General features: G+C 67.1%; 21 protein-coding genes. 4 read left to right on the top strand and 17 right to left on the bottom strand.

Annotated features, from left to right (window positions below; translation table 11 throughout):
• From ACKAE7_RS17560 to uraD, 10 genes are all read right to left on the bottom strand, one after another.
• The coding region (locus ACKAE7_RS17560) for an ABC transporter substrate-binding protein (RefSeq protein ID WP_408979876.1) at window positions 1–987 on the bottom strand (987 nt) is incomplete at its 3' end.
• A 79-nt stretch (window positions 988–1066) separates the two neighbouring features.
• Window positions 1067–2383, bottom strand: a complete 1317-nt coding sequence (locus ACKAE7_RS17565; RefSeq protein WP_408979877.1) for an MFS transporter — start codon at window positions 2381–2383, stop codon at window positions 1067–1069.
• Window positions 2380–3339 carry a dipeptide/oligopeptide/nickel ABC transporter ATP-binding protein gene (locus ACKAE7_RS17570; protein ID WP_321201435.1) on the bottom strand — a complete coding sequence of 320 codons (960 nt, stop codon included), beginning with the start codon at window positions 3337–3339 and terminating at the stop codon, window positions 2380–2382. The genes ACKAE7_RS17565 and ACKAE7_RS17570 overlap by 4 nt, the downstream gene beginning before the upstream one ends.
• Window positions 3336–4139, bottom strand: coding sequence for an ATP-binding cassette domain-containing protein (locus ACKAE7_RS17575; RefSeq protein WP_408979878.1), 804 nt, complete (start codon window positions 4137–4139; stop codon window positions 3336–3338). Before ACKAE7_RS17575 ends, ACKAE7_RS17570 begins: the two co-directional genes overlap by 4 nt.
• Window positions 4140–4349: 210 nt before the next feature.
• Complete coding sequence (locus tag ACKAE7_RS17580; protein ID WP_408979879.1) at window positions 4350–4658, bottom strand: hypothetical protein; 309 nt, start codon at window positions 4656–4658, stop codon at window positions 4350–4352.
• Between the two features lie 378 nt (window positions 4659–5036).
• Window positions 5037–6197: a phosphoribosylformylglycinamidine cyclo-ligase gene (purM, locus tag ACKAE7_RS17585; RefSeq protein ID WP_408979880.1), complete on the bottom strand. Its 1161-nt coding sequence runs from the start codon at window positions 6195–6197 to the stop codon at window positions 5037–5039.
• Window positions 6194–7873 carry an amidophosphoribosyltransferase gene (gene purF, locus ACKAE7_RS17590; protein WP_408979881.1) on the bottom strand — a complete coding sequence of 560 codons (1680 nt, stop codon included), beginning with the start codon at window positions 7871–7873 and terminating at the stop codon, window positions 6194–6196. The genes purM and purF overlap by 4 nt, the downstream gene beginning before the upstream one ends.
• A 58-nt stretch (window positions 7874–7931) precedes the next feature.
• A complete protein-coding gene (locus ACKAE7_RS17595) occupies window positions 7932–8246 on the bottom strand; it encodes a hypothetical protein (RefSeq protein ID WP_408979882.1) in 315 nt (104 codons plus the stop codon).
• A 92-nt stretch (window positions 8247–8338) separates the two neighbouring features.
• On the bottom strand, window positions 8339–8677 hold the full coding sequence (gene uraH, locus ACKAE7_RS17600) for a hydroxyisourate hydrolase (RefSeq protein WP_408979883.1): 339 nt from the start codon (window positions 8675–8677) through the stop codon (window positions 8339–8341).
• Window positions 8674–9171, bottom strand: a complete 498-nt coding sequence (gene uraD, locus ACKAE7_RS17605; protein ID WP_104186444.1) for a 2-oxo-4-hydroxy-4-carboxy-5-ureidoimidazoline decarboxylase — start codon at window positions 9169–9171, stop codon at window positions 8674–8676. Before uraD ends, uraH begins: the two co-directional genes overlap by 4 nt.
• Window positions 9172–9443: 272 nt before the next feature.
• On the opposite strand from uraD, the gene ACKAE7_RS17610 reads away from it, so the two are divergent.
• The gene (locus ACKAE7_RS17610) at window positions 9444–10670 is read left to right on the top strand and encodes an ATP-binding protein (RefSeq protein ID WP_408979884.1); all 1227 of its coding nucleotides are present in this window, start codon (window positions 9444–9446) and stop codon (window positions 10668–10670) included.
• 104 nt (window positions 10671–10774) lie between these two features.
• On the opposite strand, the gene ACKAE7_RS17615 is transcribed toward ACKAE7_RS17610, so the two are convergent.
• The 4 genes from ACKAE7_RS17615 to ACKAE7_RS17630 are packed head-to-tail and all read right to left on the bottom strand — an operon-like array spanning window position 10775 to window position 14603.
• On the bottom strand, window positions 10775–11200 hold the full coding sequence (locus ACKAE7_RS17615; protein WP_188812300.1) for an ATP-binding protein: 426 nt from the start codon (window positions 11198–11200) through the stop codon (window positions 10775–10777).
• Window positions 11193–11525, bottom strand: coding sequence for an STAS domain-containing protein (locus ACKAE7_RS17620; protein WP_188812302.1), 333 nt, complete (start codon window positions 11523–11525; stop codon window positions 11193–11195). The genes ACKAE7_RS17615 and ACKAE7_RS17620 overlap by 8 nt, the downstream gene beginning before the upstream one ends.
• On the bottom strand, window positions 11515–13494 hold the full coding sequence (locus ACKAE7_RS17625) for a glycosyltransferase family 2 protein (RefSeq protein WP_188812303.1): 1980 nt from the start codon (window positions 13492–13494) through the stop codon (window positions 11515–11517). The genes ACKAE7_RS17620 and ACKAE7_RS17625 overlap by 11 nt, the downstream gene beginning before the upstream one ends.
• On the bottom strand, window positions 13491–14603 hold the full coding sequence (locus ACKAE7_RS17630) for a PP2C family protein-serine/threonine phosphatase (protein WP_408979885.1): 1113 nt from the start codon (window positions 14601–14603) through the stop codon (window positions 13491–13493). Before ACKAE7_RS17630 ends, ACKAE7_RS17625 begins: the two co-directional genes overlap by 4 nt.
• Before the next feature lie 219 nt (window positions 14604–14822).
• Between ACKAE7_RS17630 and ACKAE7_RS17635 the strand changes: the two genes are divergently transcribed.
• A complete protein-coding gene (locus ACKAE7_RS17635; RefSeq protein ID WP_408979886.1) occupies window positions 14823–15137 on the top strand; it encodes a hypothetical protein in 315 nt (104 codons plus the stop codon).
• A gap of 180 nt (window positions 15138–15317) precedes the next feature.
• Here ACKAE7_RS17635 and ACKAE7_RS17640 read toward each other — a convergent pair whose 3' ends face one another.
• On the bottom strand, window positions 15318–15896 hold the full coding sequence (locus tag ACKAE7_RS17640; protein WP_408979887.1) for a GNAT family N-acetyltransferase: 579 nt from the start codon (window positions 15894–15896) through the stop codon (window positions 15318–15320).
• Between the two features lie 112 nt (window positions 15897–16008).
• On the opposite strand from ACKAE7_RS17640, the gene ACKAE7_RS17645 reads away from it, so the two are divergent.
• A complete protein-coding gene (locus ACKAE7_RS17645) occupies window positions 16009–16212 on the top strand; it encodes a hypothetical protein (protein WP_188812306.1) in 204 nt (67 codons plus the stop codon).
• A gap of 59 nt (window positions 16213–16271) precedes the next feature.
• The gene (locus ACKAE7_RS17650) at window positions 16272–17768 is read left to right on the top strand and encodes an MFS transporter (protein ID WP_408979888.1); all 1497 of its coding nucleotides are present in this window, start codon (window positions 16272–16274) and stop codon (window positions 17766–17768) included.
• A gap of 118 nt (window positions 17769–17886) precedes the next feature.
• Here ACKAE7_RS17650 and bcp read toward each other — a convergent pair whose 3' ends face one another.
• On the bottom strand, window positions 17887–18366 hold the full coding sequence (bcp, locus tag ACKAE7_RS17655) for a thioredoxin-dependent thiol peroxidase (RefSeq protein WP_408979889.1): 480 nt from the start codon (window positions 18364–18366) through the stop codon (window positions 17887–17889).
• 80 nt (window positions 18367–18446) lie between these two features.
• The coding region (locus ACKAE7_RS17660; protein WP_408979890.1) for a winged helix-turn-helix domain-containing protein at window positions 18447–18805 on the bottom strand (359 nt) is incomplete at its 5' end.

The raw sequence follows: 18805 nt of genomic DNA on the forward strand, positions 1-18805 counted from the left end.
ACCATCGTGGACAGGGTCTACGAAGGCCGGGCGGACCAAGCCGCCGGTCTGCTGGGCCCGGCCTTCGTAGACCCTGTCCACGATGGTGCCGGCGTCGGTTGCGGCCCGGGCGGCGGCGCGGACAGCGGGATCGGCAAACGGTCCCGAGGCCGTGTTGAGGTACAGCGTGTTGGTCCGCGGCATGGGCACCTCGTGCACCAGCGCCGGATCGATCTGGGCCACCTGGCCCACGGGGATGGCTTCGACAATGTCCGCGTCACCTGTCCGGAGCGCGGCGGCCCGGGCGGTTCCGTCCGGGACGAACTGGACGTCAACGCCCTCCGCCTCCGCCTGCGGTCCCCAGTACCCGTCGAAACGGTCCAGCCGGGCCGAGGACGTGCCGTCGACCGAAACCAGGCGGTAGGGCCCCGTTCCGGCATTGACCGGCCTGACCACGCCGCCTTCCCCGTACGCCGAGGCTGCGAGGATGGCCAGCTGGGGGCTGGACAGCCGCTGGGGGAGGAGGGGGTCGGGCGTCGCCGTAGTGATGGTGACGGAGTTGGAGTCCCCGGCCTCTGCGGTGAGCTCCACGCCGTCCAGGATCCGGGGCTTGGGGCTGGCCTGCGCCGCGGCGGTCAGCGAAGCCGCTACTTCTGCCGCGGTCATCGCAGTTCCGTCATGGAACCCGACACCCTCCCGCAGGGTAAAGCTCCAGGAGGCCGGACCGGTCTGCTGCCACTCGGTGGCCAGCGCAGGCTGTGCCTCACCGAGCTCGTCCAGCTCCACCAGCGTTTCGGCGGTTTTCCAGCGGGACAGCTTGAACGCGTCATCGCTCAGCGGGGACAAGCCGGACCGCGGCGGCTGGAGCATGGCCAGCTGGATCCGGCCTGAATCGGTGCCGGGGCCGGCTGCCTGATCGGTTCCGGCTGCGAAACATCCGGTCAGGCTCGTGGCCAGGAGCAGCACTGACAGGCCGGTGAGCGCCGGGCGGAGGCGGTGTTTGGACATGGGGGAGTACCTGTTCCTTCAGTTGGGTTGTTTGAATGCTGTCTTGCCGGGTCTGGGCGCCTGCGCCAGGTCCCGCAAGTTACGTTTTGGCAGGCAGGAGCCGGGGAAGTCCGACGGCGGGAAGCACCGTGAGTGCCGCCAGCAGCGCCCAGGGCCAGGCGGCGTCAGGCCCCGGCTGGGCGGCTCCTGCGTACAGCGGTCCCAGGACAGTGTTGCCCAGCAGTACGGCGCAGCCGCCCATGCTCGCGAGGAGGCCGTAGTAGATCCCGGTCCGGCGGCCGCGGGCGAAGTCCAGGACCAGCGGCATGGCCACCGGGCCGATGCACATGTGGCCGAGGCATAGTCCCACCACGAGCAGCAGCGGCGGCAGGAGCTGCATGGTGCCGGCGGCCGGAACCTGGGCCAGCACGGCCATGGTGCCGAAGGCCAGGCCCTTGAGGATGAACCCCGCAGTGAGGGCCCGTCCTGCACCTATCCTGGCTGTCAGCCGGGAGATGGGCCACTGCAGCGCAACGGTCAGCAGGGACGCGACGGCGAACAGGCCGGCCAGCACCTCTGGGCCTGCTCCTGTCCTGGCCAGCTCGACGGGAAGGCCGAAGTAGAGCTGGTTGTAGGCGAGGAGGTTCACGCTGTACAAGGCGGCGAACGCCACAAAGCCCCTGTCCCGCAGCATTGCGGCTGTCCCCTCGGTTCTTCCGGAACCAACGGAACCCTCGGCCCTCTCGGTCGCTGCGGCCTGCCGGGCGGTTGGCCGCAGCGGGGTGGCGGGCTTCTGCATGGCCGGTACCGGTCGTGGGCCTTCCGCAGGCAGGCTGTGCCACAGCACCCCGGCCATCACGGTGAAGACCACTGCCCCGGCCAGCGCGGCCCAGGTGAAGGAAACGCCCAGCAGCAGGGCGCCCAACAGGGGACCTGCCACGGCTCCGATTTCCCCGCAGATGGCAAGCAGCGCAAAAAGCGCCGGTGCCTTCCCGCCGGTGCTCCGCCGTCGTTCTTCTGCCTTCCCCACCAGTGATTCCAGCGCCGGTGAGAAGAGGGCGCCGCCCATGCCCGTGAGTACCGCGCCCAGGAGGAACAGGGGAAAGCTGCCGGCCATGGCCAGCGTGAGGTAGCCCGAAACCCGGACCAGGCAGCCCGCCAGCACTGCCCGCCGCGCTCCCCACCGGTCCGTGATCATGCCGCCCACCAGGAAGAGCCCCTGCTGGCTGAAGACGCGCGCGCCCAGGACGATACCCACAGCCGTTGCCGCCAGGCCAAAGTCGCGCGTCATGACCAGGGCCAGGAAAGGCACCACGGCGTAAAAGCCGATGTTGAAGACCAGTTGGCTGGCCAGGAGCAGCCCGGGAGCGGGGCGCAGCGCTGTGGCGGTCTGTCCTGTGGTTTCAAGAGTCGTCACGGGGCAGCACCGGCCGGGATGGCTGGCGTAAAGTGCAGGGCTGCTGATGCCTGCACCAGCGCGGCCGCTTCGGGGCTGCCCGGGCTGTCCAGCACCCGGTGTGTGGGCCCGTGCTCCACAATGCGGCCGTGCGCCATGACGGCGGTGGTGCCGCACATCCGGGCAGCGGTGCCCAGATCGTGGGTGACCAGGAGCAGGCCCATGCCCTCCTCGCGCACCAGGCTGCTAAGCAGCGACAGGACGGTGTCCCGGAGGGGAAGGTCCAGGCCGCTGACGGGCTCGTCGGCCAGCAGGTACGCCGGCTGCACAGCCAGTGCCCGGGCGATGGCCACCCGCTGGTTCTGGCCACCGGACAGTTCGCCCGGCCGGCGCTCCAGCAGCCCAGCAGGGACCTCGACGCGTTCCAGCGCCTCACCCACCAGCACCCTGTGGTTGCCCGCCACACGGAGTTGGCGCAGGGGCTCCCCCAGCAGCTGGGAAACGGTCATGCGCGGGTCCAGGCTTCCTGCCGGGTTTTGCGGGATGTACTGCACGGCCTGCCGGTACCAGCGTAGGGACTGCGCGAGCCCGGGTCCCACCTCGCGGGCGCCCAGGGCCACCGTTCCTGCGGAGGGTTTTGCCAGCGCCAGCAGGATGCGCACCAGGGTGGATTTGCCGGAGCCCGAGCTTCCCACCAGGGCGGTGCTGCTGCCGGGTGCCAGGTGCAGGCTGACGTTGTGCAGGGTGCCGTCGTGCAGGGTGCCGTCGTGGCGGGTGCCGTGCACCCCGCCCCTGAAGCGGGGTGCCGGATAGGCAAAGGAGACCCTGTCTGCGGCCAGTGCTCCGGTCACGCTGCCGCCGCTGTTGCTGCCGCCGCTGTTGCTCACGCTCCCGCCGCCGTCGCTGTTGCTGAACGCGCAGCCGTCGCTCACGCTGCCGCCGCCGTCGCTGTTGCTGAACGCGCCGCCGTCGCTCACGCTGCCGCCGCCGTCGCTGTTGCTGAACGCGCCGCCGCACCTTCCGCTGGACTGTCCGCTGACCCTGAGGCAGCCTGCACCAGGCGCACGGTGTAGGGGTGCCGGGGGTTGCGCAGGAGGTCCGCCATGGGAGCCTGTTCCACGATCCGCCCGGCCTCCATCACCAGGGCGCGTGTGCACAGCAAGGCGGCCGCGGCCAGGTCATGGGTGATGAACAGGAGGCTGCGGCCCCCGGTGCTCCACATGCGGAGGGTCTCCAGGACGGTATTTTGCGTGACGGCGTCCAGGGCAGTGGTGGGTTCGTCCGCTACCAGGACGGGGGTGCCGCACGCCAGGGCAAGGGCGATGCAGACGTGCTGCAGTTGCCCGCCGGACAACTGGCCCGTGTAGCGCGGCAGGAAGAGGGAGGGTTCCCCAATGCCCGCCCGCGCCAGCAGCCGGGCGGCTTCAGCCTTTGCGTCTGCGCGGCTGTATCCAGCGGAGCGCAGGGGGATGGCGAGCTGCCTGCCGATCGGAACCAGGGGGTTGAGTGCCGTTGCCGGATCCTGGCGGATCAGTGCGGCCTGGCCCTTGCCTGATCCTGCCCCGAATCCTGCCCCGAAGGTGATGGTTCCCCCGGCTGATATCCCCTCGGGAAGCGAGCCGGCCAGGGCTGCGGCCGTCAGCGACTTGCCCGATCCGGAGGCGCCCAGCAGCGCGACACGCTCACCGGCCGCTAATGAGAACGTCAGGGGATGCACCAACTGCCGGCCGCCGCTTGAGAGCGCGAGGTCTGTCACGGACAGGGCGGGTGCAGGCATGGCAACGTCATTTCATGTGAGGACTGAGCAGGGGTCGATTCACATGCTATCAATAATCATTCGCATTAAGATGCAAATATGCGGGCATCGTGGTTCGTGCGCTTGGCGTGTGCGCGCAAAAGAGCCCCGGCCAGTGGCCGGGGCTCTTCGCATGAAGCTTTAAAAGAGGGTGTTGGGTGAGGCGTGCTGCCTGCCCCTCAGTGGCTCCGCTTACTTGTTATTTGCGATGCGGACGGGGCCGGTCGCGGTATCGCAGACGGTTTCCTCGGAGCCGGTGGCATCCACTGCTTCACCGAGAACTGCGATTGAGCCGATGTCCGCAACGTCGCACAGGGTTGCTGCGACGCCGGCGGCCACATTGACGTCAACAGCATCCTTGACGGTGATGTCGCCCACCGTGACACTGACGAGGCCGTCATTCAACGTGGTGTTGTCCGCCGCCTGCGAAGGTCCGGCAACGGCGCCCATGAGGAACAGGCTTCCAGCGGCTGCGGCGGTGGCTTTCTTAAGAACTGACATAGTTTTCGCTCCCTTGATATCTGCCCGGTGTCCCTGTCCTGCAGTCCGCGGGTAAACCCTGGACTGCCTGACGGCCGTGCTGATGCATAGCGGATGGGGACGGGCGTCTCTGTGGTTGCTTCTTCTGGCATCCGCCGGTGCGGCGGGGGAAGGCGGTTCAGCCGGGTGGGCGCCCAGGCGCCGGTGGATTCCGGCGGGGCATCAAGCCTTGGATGGCCCGGCTGACTATCTCTTATGCACTTCCAGATTCAAACCTAAAACTAAGTATGCTTAGTAGTCAAGCGAGGGTGCTCAGAGCGGTCCCTGTTAAACGCATCGAGTGCTCCGTAATAGCCGTTATGGAGCGTGAAAACGGCTGATACGGAGCACTCGAAAAATCTAGGCGTAGGCGTTGACCAGCCGGACAGCGCCGCCGTCCACACCCTTGGCGCCCTGCACGTAGTCCGGGCCGGACTTGAGGATCGCGTCTGAATCCTCGGTGACGGTGCCCATCACCCAGGACGGCAGGCCGCGGTTGTTGAGGCGGGCAACTGCTGCGTCTGCGGCTTCGGGGGACACGATGGCCACCATGCCCACGCCCAGGTTCAGCGTGCGCTCGAGGTCGGCCAGCGGGACGTTGCCCAGCTCGGACACCAGCTTGAAGATGGCCGGCAGTTCCCAGGTGGAGCGGTCCACAGTAGCCACGAGGCCGTGGGGGAGGACGCGGGCCAGGTTCGCGGCCAGGCCGCCGCCGGTGACGTGGCTGAATCCATGCACGGCCGCGCCGCCGGTGACGGGGAAGGTGCGGGCAAGGTCCAGGCAGTCCGCTGCGTACACGCGGGTGGGCTCCAGGAGTTCCTCGCCGAGCGTGCGGCCCAGTTCGGAGACCTGGCGGTCCAGTGCCCAGCCTGCGTGGTTGATGACCCGGCGGACCAGGGAGTAGCCGTTGGAGTGGAGGCCGGAGGAGGCCATACCGATCACCACGTCGCCGGCACGGACACGGTCCGGTCCCAGCAGGTGGTCGGCTTCGATGACGCCGGTGGCGGCTCCCGCCACGTCATACTCGTGCTCGCCCAGCAGGCCGGGGTGCTCAGCGGTTTCGCCACCCACCAAGGCGGTGCCAGCCACGGAGCAGGCGGCGGCAATGCCGCGGACAATATCGGCGATGCGCTCGGGCACCACCTTGCCGCAGGCGATGTAGTCCGTCATGAACAGCGGCTCGGCGCCCACCACCACGATGTCGTCCACCACCATGCCCACCAGGTCGAACCCGATGGTGTCGTGGATGTCCATGGCCTGGGCGATGGCCACCTTTGTTCCAACGCCGTCCGTGGACGTAGCCAGCAGCGGCTTCTTGTAGGTGAGCAGCCTGGAGACGTCGTAGAGGCCGGCGAAGCCGCCCACCCCGCCGATCACCGAGGAGTTGTGGGTGGCCTTGATGGCACCCTTCATGAGCTCGACGGCACGGTCGCCGGCTTCAACATCGACGCCGGCGGAGGCGTAGGTGATGCCGGCAGTGTTCCCGGAGGTGTTGCCGGAGGCGGGGGCAGCGGAAGTCATACGGACTCTTTCTTGTCGGCGCCGGGGGTGGTGGCTACGTGATGGGTCTCTGGCACGAGGTCGGCTTCGGTGAGCAGGTTTTCAAACTCGGAGTCCGGCCCGGGATCGCAGCCTGTGGCGCCGGCCTTCTCCGCCGGGTCTTCGTGGGAATCGACGGAGAGGGCGGCGGTGGAGCCGGGAAGGGCGGACGGCGACGGTTTCAGTCCGCCCAGGTCGGTACGCTCCAGCAGGTTCTTGCCCAGCTTGTCCGAGCCCGGAAGTTCAATGGGGTACTTGCCCGTGAAGCAGGCGGTGCACAGGCGCTCACGCGGCTGGCGGGTTGCACCGATCATGCCGTCTTCGGAGATGTAGGCCAGCGAGTCGGCGCCGATGGCCTGGGAAATTTCCTCGATGGTGGCGCCGTTGGCAATCAGCTCGGCGCGGGAGGCGAAGTCGATGCCGTAGAAGCAGGGCCACTTCACGGGCGGGGAGGAAATCTTGACGTGGACGGCGGCGGCGCCTGCCTCCCGGAGCATCCGGACAATGGCGCGCTGGGTGTTGCCGCGGACGATCGAATCATCCACCACCACCACGCGCTTGCCGCGGATCACCGATTCGAGGGCGTTGAGCTTGAGCCGGATGCCGAGCTGGCGCAGCGTCTGCGAGGGCTGGATGAAGGTACGGCCCACGTAGGAGTTCTTGACGAAGCCGTGCGCGAACGGAATGCCGGATTCCTCGGCGTACCCCACGGCTGCGGGTGTTCCCGATTCCGGCACCGGGATGACGATGTCCGCCACCTGGGTGTTTTCGCGGGCCAGCTGGCGGCCCATCTCCACGCGGGACTCGTACACGGAGCGGCCGGCGATGGCGGCGTCCGGACGCGCGAGGTAAACATACTCGAAAACGCAACCGGCCGGCGTCGGCTCCGCGAAACGCTGGGAACGCACGCCCTGCTCGTCAATGGCAATGAATTCGCCCGGCTCGATCTCGCGGATGAAGCTGGCGCCCACAGTGGCGAGGGCGGACTGCTCGGAGGCGACAACCCAGCCGCGCTCCAGGCGGCCCAGCACCAGCGGGCGGATGCCGTAGGTGTCGCGCGCCGCGTAGAGGGTGCCTTCGTCCATGAAGACGAAGCAGAAGCCGCCCTTGATCTTGGGCAGCAGCTCGGTGGCGGTCTCCTCGAGGCTCTTGCCCGGCTCGCCTTCCAGCAGGGCGGTGACCAGGGCAGTGTCAGAGGTGTTGCCCTGCTTCATTTCGCCGGTGAGCTGGCCGCCGTTCCGTTCCTGGATCATGGCGTTGAGCTCGGCGGTGTTGGTCAGGTTGCCGTTGTGCGCCAGGGCCACGGTTCCGGTGCTGGTGGCGCCGAGGGTGGGCTGGGCGTTTGCCCAGTGGCTGGCTCCGGTGGTGGAGTAGCGGCAGTGTCCCACCGCCAGGTGCCCGGTCAGGGTGTTCAGCGTGGTCTCGTCGAAGACCTGGGAGACGAGTCCCATGTCCTTGTAGACGTTAATCCGCTTGCCGTCGCTGGTGGCAATACCAGCCGACTCCTGACCGCGGTGCTGTAGTGCATACAGCCCGTAATAGGTAAGTTTTGCTACTTCTTCACCTGGTGCCCAAACGCCGAAGACGCCACAAGCGTCCTGCGGGCCTTTTTCGCCGGGGAGAAGATCATGGGAAAGTTTTCCATCGCCGCGTGCCACTGGTCGATTATCTCACGACATGGGGTATGACTTTTCCGGCCGCCCGTTTATGACCGGGCTAGGGCTGCCCGTCCGTGTCCGGCTCGGAATCCGGCACGGCTTCCACCACGGCCCGCTGCTGCCGCTTGATGCTCCGGCGGTCCAGGACCAGCGCCAGTACGGCACCGAGGATGGCGCCGCCGCCGGCGAACCACACCATGAAGAAGCCGAACACCGCGCCGGCGTCGAAGCTGGGGTTCGCGGGCACCGCGTAGGCGGCCACCGCTGCGGCCGCGACACCCACCAGTGCGCCCAGGATAAGGAACGGCACATACTTGGGCGCGCGGCGGACGGTAACTTCGCGGCGCTCGGCGGAGGGTTGTTCAGAAGGCATGCATCAAGCCTACTGCCGGAGTTTTTGTCCACGTAACGGCCGTTGATCGCGCGTTTCGGCTTGCTAAATGGACAAAAACTCCAGCGGGCAGGTCAGCTGCCGCGGTAGGTGGAGTACGCGAACGGGCTGAGGAGGAGGGGCACGTGGTAGTGCTCCGGGCCGGTCACCTCGAACACCAGGTCCACTTCGGGGAAGAACGTGGCCGTCTGCAGGCCGGCGTAGTAGTCCCCGGTGGCGAAGTTGAGCTTGTAGTGACCGGCTTCCAGCTGCTCCGGGCCAAGGTCCTTGGCGCGGCCGTCGGCATCCGTGGCGGAGTCGGCAACATGCCGCCAGGTGCCGCCGTCGTTCCGGTAAAGCACGACGGCGACCCCCGCCGCCGGGCGTCCGGCGCCTGTGTCGAGGATATGGGTGGTGACGTGGGAGACGCTCATTCTGTGATCAGTCCTTCCAGCCGCAGTACGGCGATTTCGCGCAGCTGCTGGGCCACGATGGTGTCCTCTTCGGCTGGCGTGTTGGCGAGCCGTTCCTTCAAAACCCGCAGGATTTCAGGGGCGGTGCGGCCGGCGGCTCGGATGAGGAAGACCCGGCCGAACTTTTCCTCGTAGTCCCTGTTGCCCCGGGCCAGTGCCTCGGTGACCGCGCTGTCCGCAGGGTCCACCCCGGCCTGCTCCGAACGTGACATGGACGCCTCGGTGGTGGCCGCCGTCGGACGTTCCCCGATGCGGGGGTGGTGCGCCATGGCGGACTCAACCTCGGCGGACGTGAAGGGGCTCGCTGCCTGGGACGCAAAGGCCAGGAGCGAGTCCTTGCTGGCAAACGGGCGGGCTGCGGCGACGGTCTCCACCCAGCGGGCGACGTCGATGCAGGGTCGGAGGGTTTCGGCGGCCCTGGCGGGTTCCGCGGAGTTGAATTCGGCAAGCTTCATGCTGGCTGGTCCCTTGTGAGAATCTGCTGGCATCCATGGTGACGGCTATGCGGAGGCCGGACTTCCCGGCGCCCGGCAACGCAACTTCGCGTCATCCCGGGCTTCCGCATCATGGAACTGTTATTTCAGCATACGTAATATTCAAAAGCAGGCTTCCGGTGGTGTCAAGAAGACTACAACAGCGCACAGGACCAGCCGGTATCATCACGGGAGAGCCGGGGAGCTCGAATGGATGATGCTGGGGGGCGCAAAAGAAGATGGACGGGACGGCTATGCAAATGCTGACCGATCAGGACGCGGCACGCGAGGCGGGACTGCGGAAGTACGGGCTGGTCCCTGCCGCTGCGGACGAGCTGCCGGTCCTTGCGGACGCCTCCACCCGCAGTGCGCTGGACAACCTGGTCCAGCTCGCCGCCTCCCTGTGCGGCGTGCCCTACAGCGTGGTCAACATCATCACCGCGGAGCAGCAGCTGCAGATCGCGGCCTTCGGCATCGACCCCGGGATCTGCTCCCGGGAGGACTCGATGTGCGCCACGGTCTTCCTGAGCCACAGCACAACGGTGGTGGCCGACGCCTCTCAGGATTCCCGTTTCGCCGCCAACCCGTTTGTCACCGGAGAGATTGCCGACGTCCGCTTCTACGCGTCCGTGCCGCTGGAGACCCCGGCGGGGCTGGTGCTCGGTTCACTGTGCGTCTTCTCCAATGAGTCCGGACGCCCCAGCACCGGGCAGATAGGGATGCTGGAAATGCTGGCCCAGCAGGTGGTGGAGCTCCTGGAGCTGCAGCACCGCACCCTGCAGCTCAGCGACGCCCTGGCCGGGCTGCGGCGCAGCAACGCCCTGCTGTCCGAGTTCGCCGGGCGGGTCAGCCACGACCTCCGCGCCCCGCTCACCGCCATCCTGGGTTACGTGGAGCTGGCGGAGGACGATCCGGACATCCCGGCGGGCCATCCCTCCGTGGAGTACCTGGGATACGTCGGCAGCAGCGGGCGCCGCATGCTGGGAATGCTGGAGGACGTGCTGGACTACTCCAAGGCGGACGGAGCGCTGAACCGGGAACCGGTGTCCCTGCTGGCCGTCACGGCGGAGGCAGCGCGGGACCTCGGACTGGATCTGGGGGCCGGCAGTGGAATTTCCTGCGAGGACGCGGAACTGTTTGCCGACCGGTCCCAGCTGCGGACCCTGGTCCAGAACCTCCTGGCCAACTCCCTGAACTACCGGAGCGGCACCCGCCCGCTGCGGGTGGCCGTCAGCGCCGACACCGGACCAATGGGCGTCACCCTCCAGGTGGCAGACAACGGCAGGGGCATGCTGCCGTCGGAGCGGCAACGGGCCGTGGAACCGCTGGTCAGGTTGAACCGCCCCGGGGACGGCCCCGGAACAGGGCTTGGATTGTCCACCTGCCAGCGGATCGCCCAGGCGCACGGGGGAGAACTCTCCATCACGGACACCCCGGGCGGCGGGGCGACTGTCTCCGTGCTGTTCCCCGCCGCGACTTAAGCCACCCCCACCCGGAGTTTTTGTCCAGATATGCAGGGTTCCGGGCGCCGGAAGCCTGCATATCTGGACAAAAACTCCTGCGGGGTGGCCGGGCTTAGGGGTGGTCAGTCGTGCTGGGAGGTCCGGGTGAGGACCCAGGTGTTGGTGCCGTCCTGGCGCTCGAACGTGACGGTGGTGACCAGTGCTTCGATCAGCGCCAGCCCGCGGCCCGATTCGGCGTCCTCGTCCGGTGATCCGGGGGTCATCGGTCCGAACGGCGGCTTGGCGTTGTAGGCGCTGACGCGGGCCTGCAGCAGAGCGGGCTGGACCTCGATGTCCACACCGAGCTCCACAGGATCCTGCCCCACGGGTTCCGCGTGCTGGACGATGTTCGACGCCGACTCGATCACCGCCGTCGTAAACGTCATCTGGTCCATGTCCCCCACGAAGGGGACGTCGAGCCAGAGGCTGTCCAGGTGGTTGTGGACGGCTTCGATGGCCTCGTCGGCAGCCGGTCCCCGGAAGCTGCGGGACGCCAGGACGTTAGTCATTGCCGAACGCCTCCTCGGCTGAACCGTAGGACGTCAGCACCTTGTCCATGCTGGTCAGCTGCAGGACCATCTTCACCTGCGGCTGGACGGCCGCGATCCGGAGGTCCCCGCCGGCCTGGCGCGCAGCCTTGAGGCAGCCAATGAGCGCCCCCAGGCCTGAGGAGTCCATGAACGCCGTGTTTTCCAGGTTGACCACGATCCGGTTGGACCCGCTCGCGATCACGTCGGTGACGAACTCCCGCAGCTTCGGCGCGGAGACCATGTTGAGCCGCCCGTCCGCCTTCACCTCGGCGTACGAGTCCTTGACCTCATAACTAAACTCCATCGGAATTCCTTTCCGTATTAGTTGGTTCTGCGGGTTCCGCGGCCGGTTCGTACCCCTTGTAGAGCACGGCGCGGACCAGGATGCTCATGACCACCAGGTCGAAAATGACCCAGGCCACGTTCACCAGGGTGCCCAGGGGTTCCGCCAGGCCGGTCGCCAGGCGGATGATTCCGACGACGGCGGCCACGGCCAGCAGGACGGACACCACGATTTGGGGCTGGATCAGGCTCCAGCTGGGTCCGCCGCTCTGGCGGGCCTTGGGGGTGACGGCAAACCCGAGGGGACGGCCGAACCAGACGTTGCGGGCCGCCGTCGAGCACGCCTTGATCCAGGTGGGGAACAGCGCCAGGCTGTACTGCTGCCCGCGCCAGGTGGGGATGCCGCGGCCGGCAACGGCGAACAGCAATTGGTTGACCACCATGAAGGGGATGAACCGGATGAAGAAATCCCAGCTCAGGCTGGTGACGGGAAGGATGCCCAGCAGCAGGTAGATGATGGGTGCGGCGAAATAGATGACCGCCGCGTAGCCACTCAGGTAGGTCCACATGGTGGCGAAGTACATGAGCCGCTGGCCCAGCTTGAGGCCCTTCTGGACCAGCGGGTTTTCCCGCAGCAGCACCTGGATGGTGCCCTGCGCCCAGCGGAGGCGCTGGGTGAGCATGGTCTTCAGGTCCTCCGGCGCCAGGCCGTACGCCAGGACCTCGTGGTGGTAGACGCTCTCCCAGCCCATGGCGTGCATGCGCATGGCGGTGGCCATGTCCTCGGTCACGGAGATGGTGGCCAGCGGCATGACCGGCTGGGCTTCGTCGTTGCGTTCCACGGACAGCGCGTCCAGGACGGCCTGCACCGATTCAAGGGCGCCCAGCGGCGACCAGTCGCGGGCGGACATCCGCTGCACGGCGTCGTCCGCCACCACCGGGACGCCGGACTCGCCCACGTGGGCCAGTTCCATGGCGGCGATCTCTTCGAGGTCCGCCTGGAGGGCTTCGACGTCGGCCATCACCAGGGTCTGCACGGCAGCGTCCACGCGGCGGCGGACCCGGTAGGTGATCTCGCCCAGCGGCTGCCCGGCGTCGAGCTCCTTCTGGGCCTCGCGGGTGGCGGCTTCAACCTCATCCAGCACCTGGGCCACCAGCGGCGTTTCCATGTCCGCTGACTTTCGGGCCTGTTTGATGGCGGAGCGCGAGGCTGCCAGCGCCCGGCGGATGCTCTTCTCGGTCTCCTTGACGTAGCCCACCAGGCCCAGCTGCATCAGGGCCTCCCGGCGCAGGATGGCATTGGAACCGCAGAAGAAGGCGGCATTCCAGCCGTCCTTGCCCTGCTGGATGGGGCCGTAGAACAGGGGCGCCTGGCTGCCCAGCGGATCGTCGGCGGGGACGTTGCTGAAGTACTGCGGGGTCTGGACCAGCGCCACCCGGCGGTTGTTGAAATAGCCGAGGGTCTTTTCCAGGATGTCCGGCTCCGGGATCTGGTCCGCGTCCAGGATCAGGAGGAACTCGCCGTGCGTTTGCATCAGCGCGTTGTTGAGGTTGCCGGCCTTGGCGTGCCGGGGCAGGTTGGAGGTCCAGTCCTCGCTTCGGGTGACGTAGCCCAGGCCGTGCTGTTCGGCGAGGGCCTTCAGCTCGGGGCGGGCGCCGTCGTCCAGGATCCAGGTGCTGTGCGGGTGCCTGATTTTCTGCGCAGCCAGCGCGGTGGTCATCACCATGTCCAGGTCTTCGTTGTACGTGGTGATGAAGACGTCCACGGTGGCATCCGGCGGGGGCGGCGGGGCGGCCTTGCGGATCTTCAGCTTCCACACGGTCATGCCGAAGAGCATGACGTCGATGAGGCTGTAGGTCTCGGCGATCACCAGCGGCAGCGCGATCCACCAGGCATCCCAGTTCAGCGAGGCGGCCCAGCGCCAGGCGATGTAGTTGACGCCCGTGATGACGGTCAGGACAACGACAAGCCGGGTCCAGAAGCGGGTCATGCCGCTGCCTCCTGCGGAAGCCGGCGGACCACAACCACCGTGACGTCATCCTCAGCCGTGGCGGCCGGGGCCAGGGCGAGGATGGCAGTGCTCGCAGACTGCGCCGACCCCTGGTTGTGCGTTGCCCGGAGCACGGCGTCCGTGAAGTCCTCCACGGAGTCGAAAACGTCCAGGACGCCGTCGCTCACCACCACCAACGAATCCCCCGGCAGCAGGTCCAGGGCCGACTGCGGCCATTCCGTTCCTGCCCAGGCGCCCACCGGGGGACCCCCGGAGGGAAGGCGGTGGACCGTCCCGCCTGACCGGACATGCAGCGCAAGCCCATGGCCGGCGTCGACATAGCTGACCGTTCCGGAAGCGGCGTCCAGGCGGGCGTGGAAGAGGGTGACAAAGGAATTGGAGGAGTCCAGGTCAGCGGCGATCGCCTTGCTCGCCGAGCGGAAGGCCGTGTCCAGGTCATGCCGCAGGCCCGTGGAGCGCATCACGGCGCGGACCGTTGCGGCGATGAGCGCGGCGCCCATGCCCTTGCCCATGGCGTCGGCGAAGGTCAGGTGGAGCCCGTCCGGAGTCTGGTACCAGTCATAGAAGTCCCCGCCAACGTTCCGCGAGGGCCGGAACACCCCTGCGACGTCGTAGCCCTCAACCTGGATGTCCTCCTGGGGCAGGAGGCTTTTCTGCACCTCCGTGGCGCGCTGCAGTTCGCTGCGCGCCGCTGAATCCGCGGCTGCGGAGGGCCGGCGGCGGAAGAGGGCATTGATCCGGGACTGGAGCTCGCGCGGGCTGAACGGCTTGCTGAGGTATTCGTCCGCGCCGTTGTCCAAACCGGTCAGCTTATCCAGCTCATCGGCCCTGGCGGTCAGCATCACAATGAAGGCGTCCGAGAATTCACGGAGCAACTTGCAGACTTCCAGGCCGTCAAGGTCCGGCAGGTTCAGGTCCAGCGTGACAAGGTCCGGCTGCACGCGGCGCACTTCCTCCACCCCCGCCAGGCCCGCTCCCGCCTGGGTGACGTCGAATCCCTGCTTAACAAGGACGCGGACCAGCAGCCCGCGGATGTCCGGGTCATCCTCGATGACAACGGCACGACGCGATTCGATGGGAGAGACCATAGGTCTACTTCTACCGTATTAACCCCTACGGGGCATGTCGCAGCGCTTCACAGGGGTGGCAGAGCCGCTACCGGCGAGTACGGATCTTGTGGAAATACTTGGACCTGCTTGCCCGGACATTGAGGTATGCCCGGGACACTCGAAGGCACGGAGCAGCTTCACCGGACCAGGGCCAAGGACGGTCCGCCGGGAGGCTGGACGGCTCGGAAAAGGTGCGTCATGGGGCAAATCAAGATCATAGATCAGGCAGCGGTCCAGGCCGCAGCCTTGGCGGCTTTGGACAAGGGCCGGGCGCTGCTGCGGGTCTACTTCCACAGGCGGAAAGTGCGCGCTGCGGCCACGGCGCTGGCGGCGGCTTTGGCCGAGTCCCGGGAGGTGTGGAGCTGGCCGGGAGACCGGCTTCCGGTGGGGGATGAGATGTCGCAGCAGGTGGAACGCCTGACCCGCCGGCTCAAACTGGAGACGGAAGCACACGTGAGGCTGGAGGCGCTTTTCAAGACTGCGGGCGGAGGGCGTTCCGTCCTGGCGCTTTAGGTGCCACACTTATGAGCAATCGAGTGGCTGGGGGTTACCGGGTCAGGAGATTGTTATGGGTTGGTGGACAGGTTGGGCGTACCTCATTGCGGGACTCATGACAGTGGACGCACTCCTTTTGGCGCTGTGGGCCATTGACGAGGACTGGCCACGGAGCTGGTGGAAGAAACCCTGACGCCTTCAGCGTGGCGGCAGTTCCAGCCGCATCAGCACCCGCGGAAACCCATTAAGCACTGATCCGGTGTCCGCGGCCTTGGTGAAGCCCGCATCCTCGAACAGTTTGCGCGTGCCCACATAGGCCATGGTGAGGTCCACTTTCCGGCCGCCGTTGTCCACCGGGTACCCCTCGATGGCCGGTGCCCCGTAGGCCCGGGCCATGTCCACCGCGCCGGCCAGCAGGTGGTGCGAGATGCCTGTGCCCCGGTAGCCGGGCCGCACCCGGATGCACCAGACGGACCACACATTCGCGTCATCCACGTGCGGGATCCTGCGGTTGCCGGCAAAACTGGTGTCCGCACGGGGGTGGACCGCTGCCCACCCAACTACCTCGCCGCCGTCGTACGCCAGGACCCCAGGAGGGGGATCCTCCGCCACCAGCTGCTGCACCAGTTCCCCGCGTTCGGTCCCGCGCAGCGCCTGGTTCTGTTTGGACGGGATGCGGTAGCTCAGGCACCAGCAGACGTTGGCGTCGGGCCGCTTGGGTCCGACCATGGTTTTGACGTCCTCGAAGCTGGTTGCGGGACGGACCTCGATGCCCATGCGGCCATCCTGTCACCGGGCTGCGGCGCTCTGCAACGGCGCCCGCATTGCTTGGCGATAGCACGGCTACACTGTACCGACACGGCAACTGCGGATAGACATGGCGGGCATAATGAACGACAAGCTGCACCTCACTCCGGACGATCAGTTTCCCGAAGACCTGGAGAAGGTTACGGACCAGGAGCTGCAAGTCCTGGACAGCCAGGTCCAGCGCCAACTCGACCACGAGGTAGTGGCGGACGGCGAACCCGACCCCGAAACCGAATTCCGCCACTACGAGCTGGACGAGGAATTCAGCGACCGAGACAAGCGCTGACAAAAACCCCCGGACCCTGACCGTGTCCATGCTCCAGGGTTGTTATTACACTGGGACGCATGACCGAGCAGGAGCCGGTCCCGCCGCGCGCCGCTGCGGCTTCCGACGGCGGGAAAAGACTTAGCGAGGACGTTGCAGTCGCGTCCGCCGCACCCGAGGAGGGTGAGGCTCCGCGCCTCACTGATCCGGGCGCCGTCGACACTTCTGTGCGCACCCCGGCCCAGCGGTCCCGTACCTTCGCCGGGATCCTGGTGAACACCGCGGCCGCCAACGTCACCACCAGCTATCTCTGGTTCGCACTGACGTTTTGGGTGTACCTGGAGACGCGCAACGTGATTGCCACCGGGGTAGTGGGCGGCGCGTACATGCTGCTGATTGCCGCGTCCAGCATCAGCTTCGGCACCTTCGTGGACCGCTACCGCAAGCTGGCCGTGATGCGATTCGCCGCGGCCTTCACCCTGGTGATGTTCGCGCTGGCCGGGGCCATGTTTCTGCTGACGCCCACCGCCTGGCTGCTGGACCTGGCCCGGCCGTGGTTCTGGGTGTTCACGCTGGTCATCCTGATCGGCGCGGTGGTTGAAAACATGCGCAACATTGCCCTCTCCACCACGGTGACCATCCTGATCGAGCCGGACCGCCGCGCCAACGCCAATGGACTGGTGGGCATGGTGCAGGGACTGATGTTCATTGTCACGTCCGTGCTCTCCGGGCTCTCTGTGGGGCTGCTCGGTATGGGCTGGACCATCGCCGTCGCGCTTGCGCTCACGGCACTGGCGTTCCTGCACCTGCTCACCCTGCGCATGCCCGAGGAAGTCCGGGCGGCAGCCACGGATGCCCACGGCAGCTTCGACCTGCGCGGCTCCCTTGCTGCCGTGCTGGCCATTTCCGGGCTGTTTGCCCTAATCCTGTTCTCCACGTTCAACAACTTCATTGGCGGCGTCTACATGGCCTTGATGGATCCCTATGGCCTGGAGATGTTCCCCGTGGAGCTGTGGGGAATCTTTTCCGCCGTGGGGTTCACGGGGATCCTTGTGGGCGGCGCGCTGATCGGCAAGTTCGGGCTGGGTTCAAACCCGTTGCGCACCCTGCTCCTTGCGGTGGCCCTGATGGGTTTCCTCGGTGCAATTTTCACAATCAGGGAGTGGGCGTGGCTGTACATCGCGGGCATCTGGGCCTACCTGGTCCTGGTGCCCTTCGTGGAAGCCGCCGAGCAGACAGTAATCCAGCAGGTGGTGCCGTTGCAGCGGCAGGGCCGTGTGTTCGGGTTCGCCATGGCCTTCGAGTCCGCAGCATCGCCTGTCACGGCGTTCCTCATCGCCCCGATCGCCCAGTTCTGGATCATTCCCTACGCCCGGTCCGCCGACGGCGCCGCCCAGCTGGCCCCGCTGCTGGGCGAGGGCACCTCCCGCGGCATCGCCCTCGTATTCCTCGTGGCCGGGGTCATCATGATCATCGCCGCGCTGCTGGCTTTCCTCACGCCGGTCTACCGCCGGGTCTCGGCGTCGTACGCACAGGCGGCGGCAGAGGAGTCGCGGGCAGAGGACACCGCTGCGTAAACACCGAATGCCCCCGCACTGCTGACCTGTGAGATGGTGACCAGTGCGAGAGCGTCCGGGGAAATGCTGCGGTAGGTGCGAGAGCGTTTGGGGAAATGCTGCGGTAAGTGAGAGAGCGTTAGAAGCCCAGGGCTTCCTTCAGGGCGGCCACGTGGCCATCGGCCTTGACCTGGTACTGCGCCAGGACGACGTTGCCTTCGGTATCCAGCACGACTGTGGAGCGGACGATCCCCTCGGTGATTTCGCCGTTGACCAGCTTCTCGCCCCAGGCGCCGTAGGCAAGGGCAACTGCGTGGTCCGGGTCGGAGAGCAGCGGGAAGGTCAGGGAGAAGTCGCCGGTGAAGCCGGCCAGCGCCTCGGGCTCGTCGGGGGAGACGCCGATGACCTCGTAGCCCTTGCCCTGAAGGGAAGCCAAGCTGTCGCGGAAGTCGCAGGCCTCGGTGGTGCAGCCGGGGGTGGCGGCCTTCGGGTAGAAGTACACGATCACGTTCTTGCCACGGTAATCGGCCAACGCAGTCTCGCGGCCCTGGGCATCCTGAAGGGTAAAGTCAGGGGCCGGGGTTCCGGGCTGGAGCTTGGTGGTCAGGGTGGGGCTCATGGTGTTCCTTTGGAAGACTTTGTCATTACTGGCAAAACATCAAGTGAAGCGGCTTCCCGCTCAGTGATACAACTCCGGCGTCATATGCAGTATTCCGCCGGCCCGCGGACGGTGGCGCAGGAACCGGGCACAAACTGGTAGCCGCCGCCCCTGACGGTGGCCACGGCATGGCGGGCATTCCCGAGCTTGCGGCGGATCCTGCCCACGTACACGTCGATGGACCGGGCCGAGGCGCCGGGTGTTTCGAACGAGTCCAGGAACTCCTGCAGTTCCTCCCTGCCCACTGTGCGGGACAGGTGCGTGACCAGGTACCGGAGGACCTTGAATTCGACGCCGGTCAGCGGCACGCGCCGTCCGTCCAGCAGGACCTGGTCAGCGGCGAGGTCCACCGCCATGCGGCTGACGGGGCCGGCCGACGGCGGCAGCCGGGTGCCGCCGT

The organism is Pseudarthrobacter sp. NKDBFgelt (genome assembly GCF_046097905.1).
Lineage (GTDB): Bacteria > Actinomycetota > Actinomycetes > Actinomycetales > Micrococcaceae > Arthrobacter > Arthrobacter polychromogenes.

Excerpts from the sequence above, each read along its gene's own strand:
- ACKAE7_RS17575 (WP_408979878.1), bottom strand. The coding sequence starts at position 4,139 with ATGCCTGCACCCGCCCTGTCCGTGACAGACCTCGCGCTCTCAAGCGGC.
- ACKAE7_RS17580 (WP_408979879.1), bottom strand. The coding sequence starts at position 4,658 with ATGTCAGTTCTTAAGAAAGCCACCGCCGCAGCCGCTGGAAGCCTGTTC.
- purM (WP_408979880.1), bottom strand. The coding sequence starts at position 6,197 with ATGACTTCCGCTGCCCCCGCCTCCGGCAACACCTCCGGGAACACTGCC.
- ACKAE7_RS17595 (WP_408979882.1), bottom strand. The coding sequence starts at position 8,246 with ATGCCTTCTGAACAACCCTCCGCCGAGCGCCGCGAAGTTACCGTCCGC.
- uraH (WP_408979883.1), bottom strand. The coding sequence starts at position 8,677 with ATGAGCGTCTCCCACGTCACCACCCATATCCTCGACACAGGCGCCGGA.
- uraD (WP_104186444.1), bottom strand. The coding sequence starts at position 9,171 with ATGAAGCTTGCCGAATTCAACTCCGCGGAACCCGCCAGGGCCGCCGAA.
- ACKAE7_RS17610 (WP_408979884.1), top strand. The coding sequence starts at position 9,444 with ATGCAAATGCTGACCGATCAGGACGCGGCACGCGAGGCGGGACTGCGG.
- ACKAE7_RS17615 (WP_188812300.1), bottom strand. The coding sequence starts at position 11,200 with ATGACTAACGTCCTGGCGTCCCGCAGCTTCCGGGGACCGGCTGCCGAC.
- ACKAE7_RS17620 (WP_188812302.1), bottom strand. The coding sequence starts at position 11,525 with ATGGAGTTTAGTTATGAGGTCAAGGACTCGTACGCCGAGGTGAAGGCG.
- ACKAE7_RS17625 (WP_188812303.1), bottom strand. The coding sequence starts at position 13,494 with ATGACCCGCTTCTGGACCCGGCTTGTCGTTGTCCTGACCGTCATCACG.
- ACKAE7_RS17630 (WP_408979885.1), bottom strand. The coding sequence starts at position 14,603 with ATGGTCTCTCCCATCGAATCGCGTCGTGCCGTTGTCATCGAGGATGAC.
- ACKAE7_RS17635 (WP_408979886.1), top strand. The coding sequence starts at position 14,823 with ATGGGGCAAATCAAGATCATAGATCAGGCAGCGGTCCAGGCCGCAGCC.
- ACKAE7_RS17640 (WP_408979887.1), bottom strand. The coding sequence starts at position 15,896 with ATGGGCATCGAGGTCCGTCCCGCAACCAGCTTCGAGGACGTCAAAACC.
- ACKAE7_RS17645 (WP_188812306.1), top strand. The coding sequence starts at position 16,009 with ATGAACGACAAGCTGCACCTCACTCCGGACGATCAGTTTCCCGAAGAC.
- ACKAE7_RS17650 (WP_408979888.1), top strand. The coding sequence starts at position 16,272 with ATGACCGAGCAGGAGCCGGTCCCGCCGCGCGCCGCTGCGGCTTCCGAC.
- bcp (WP_408979889.1), bottom strand. The coding sequence starts at position 18,366 with ATGAGCCCCACCCTGACCACCAAGCTCCAGCCCGGAACCCCGGCCCCT.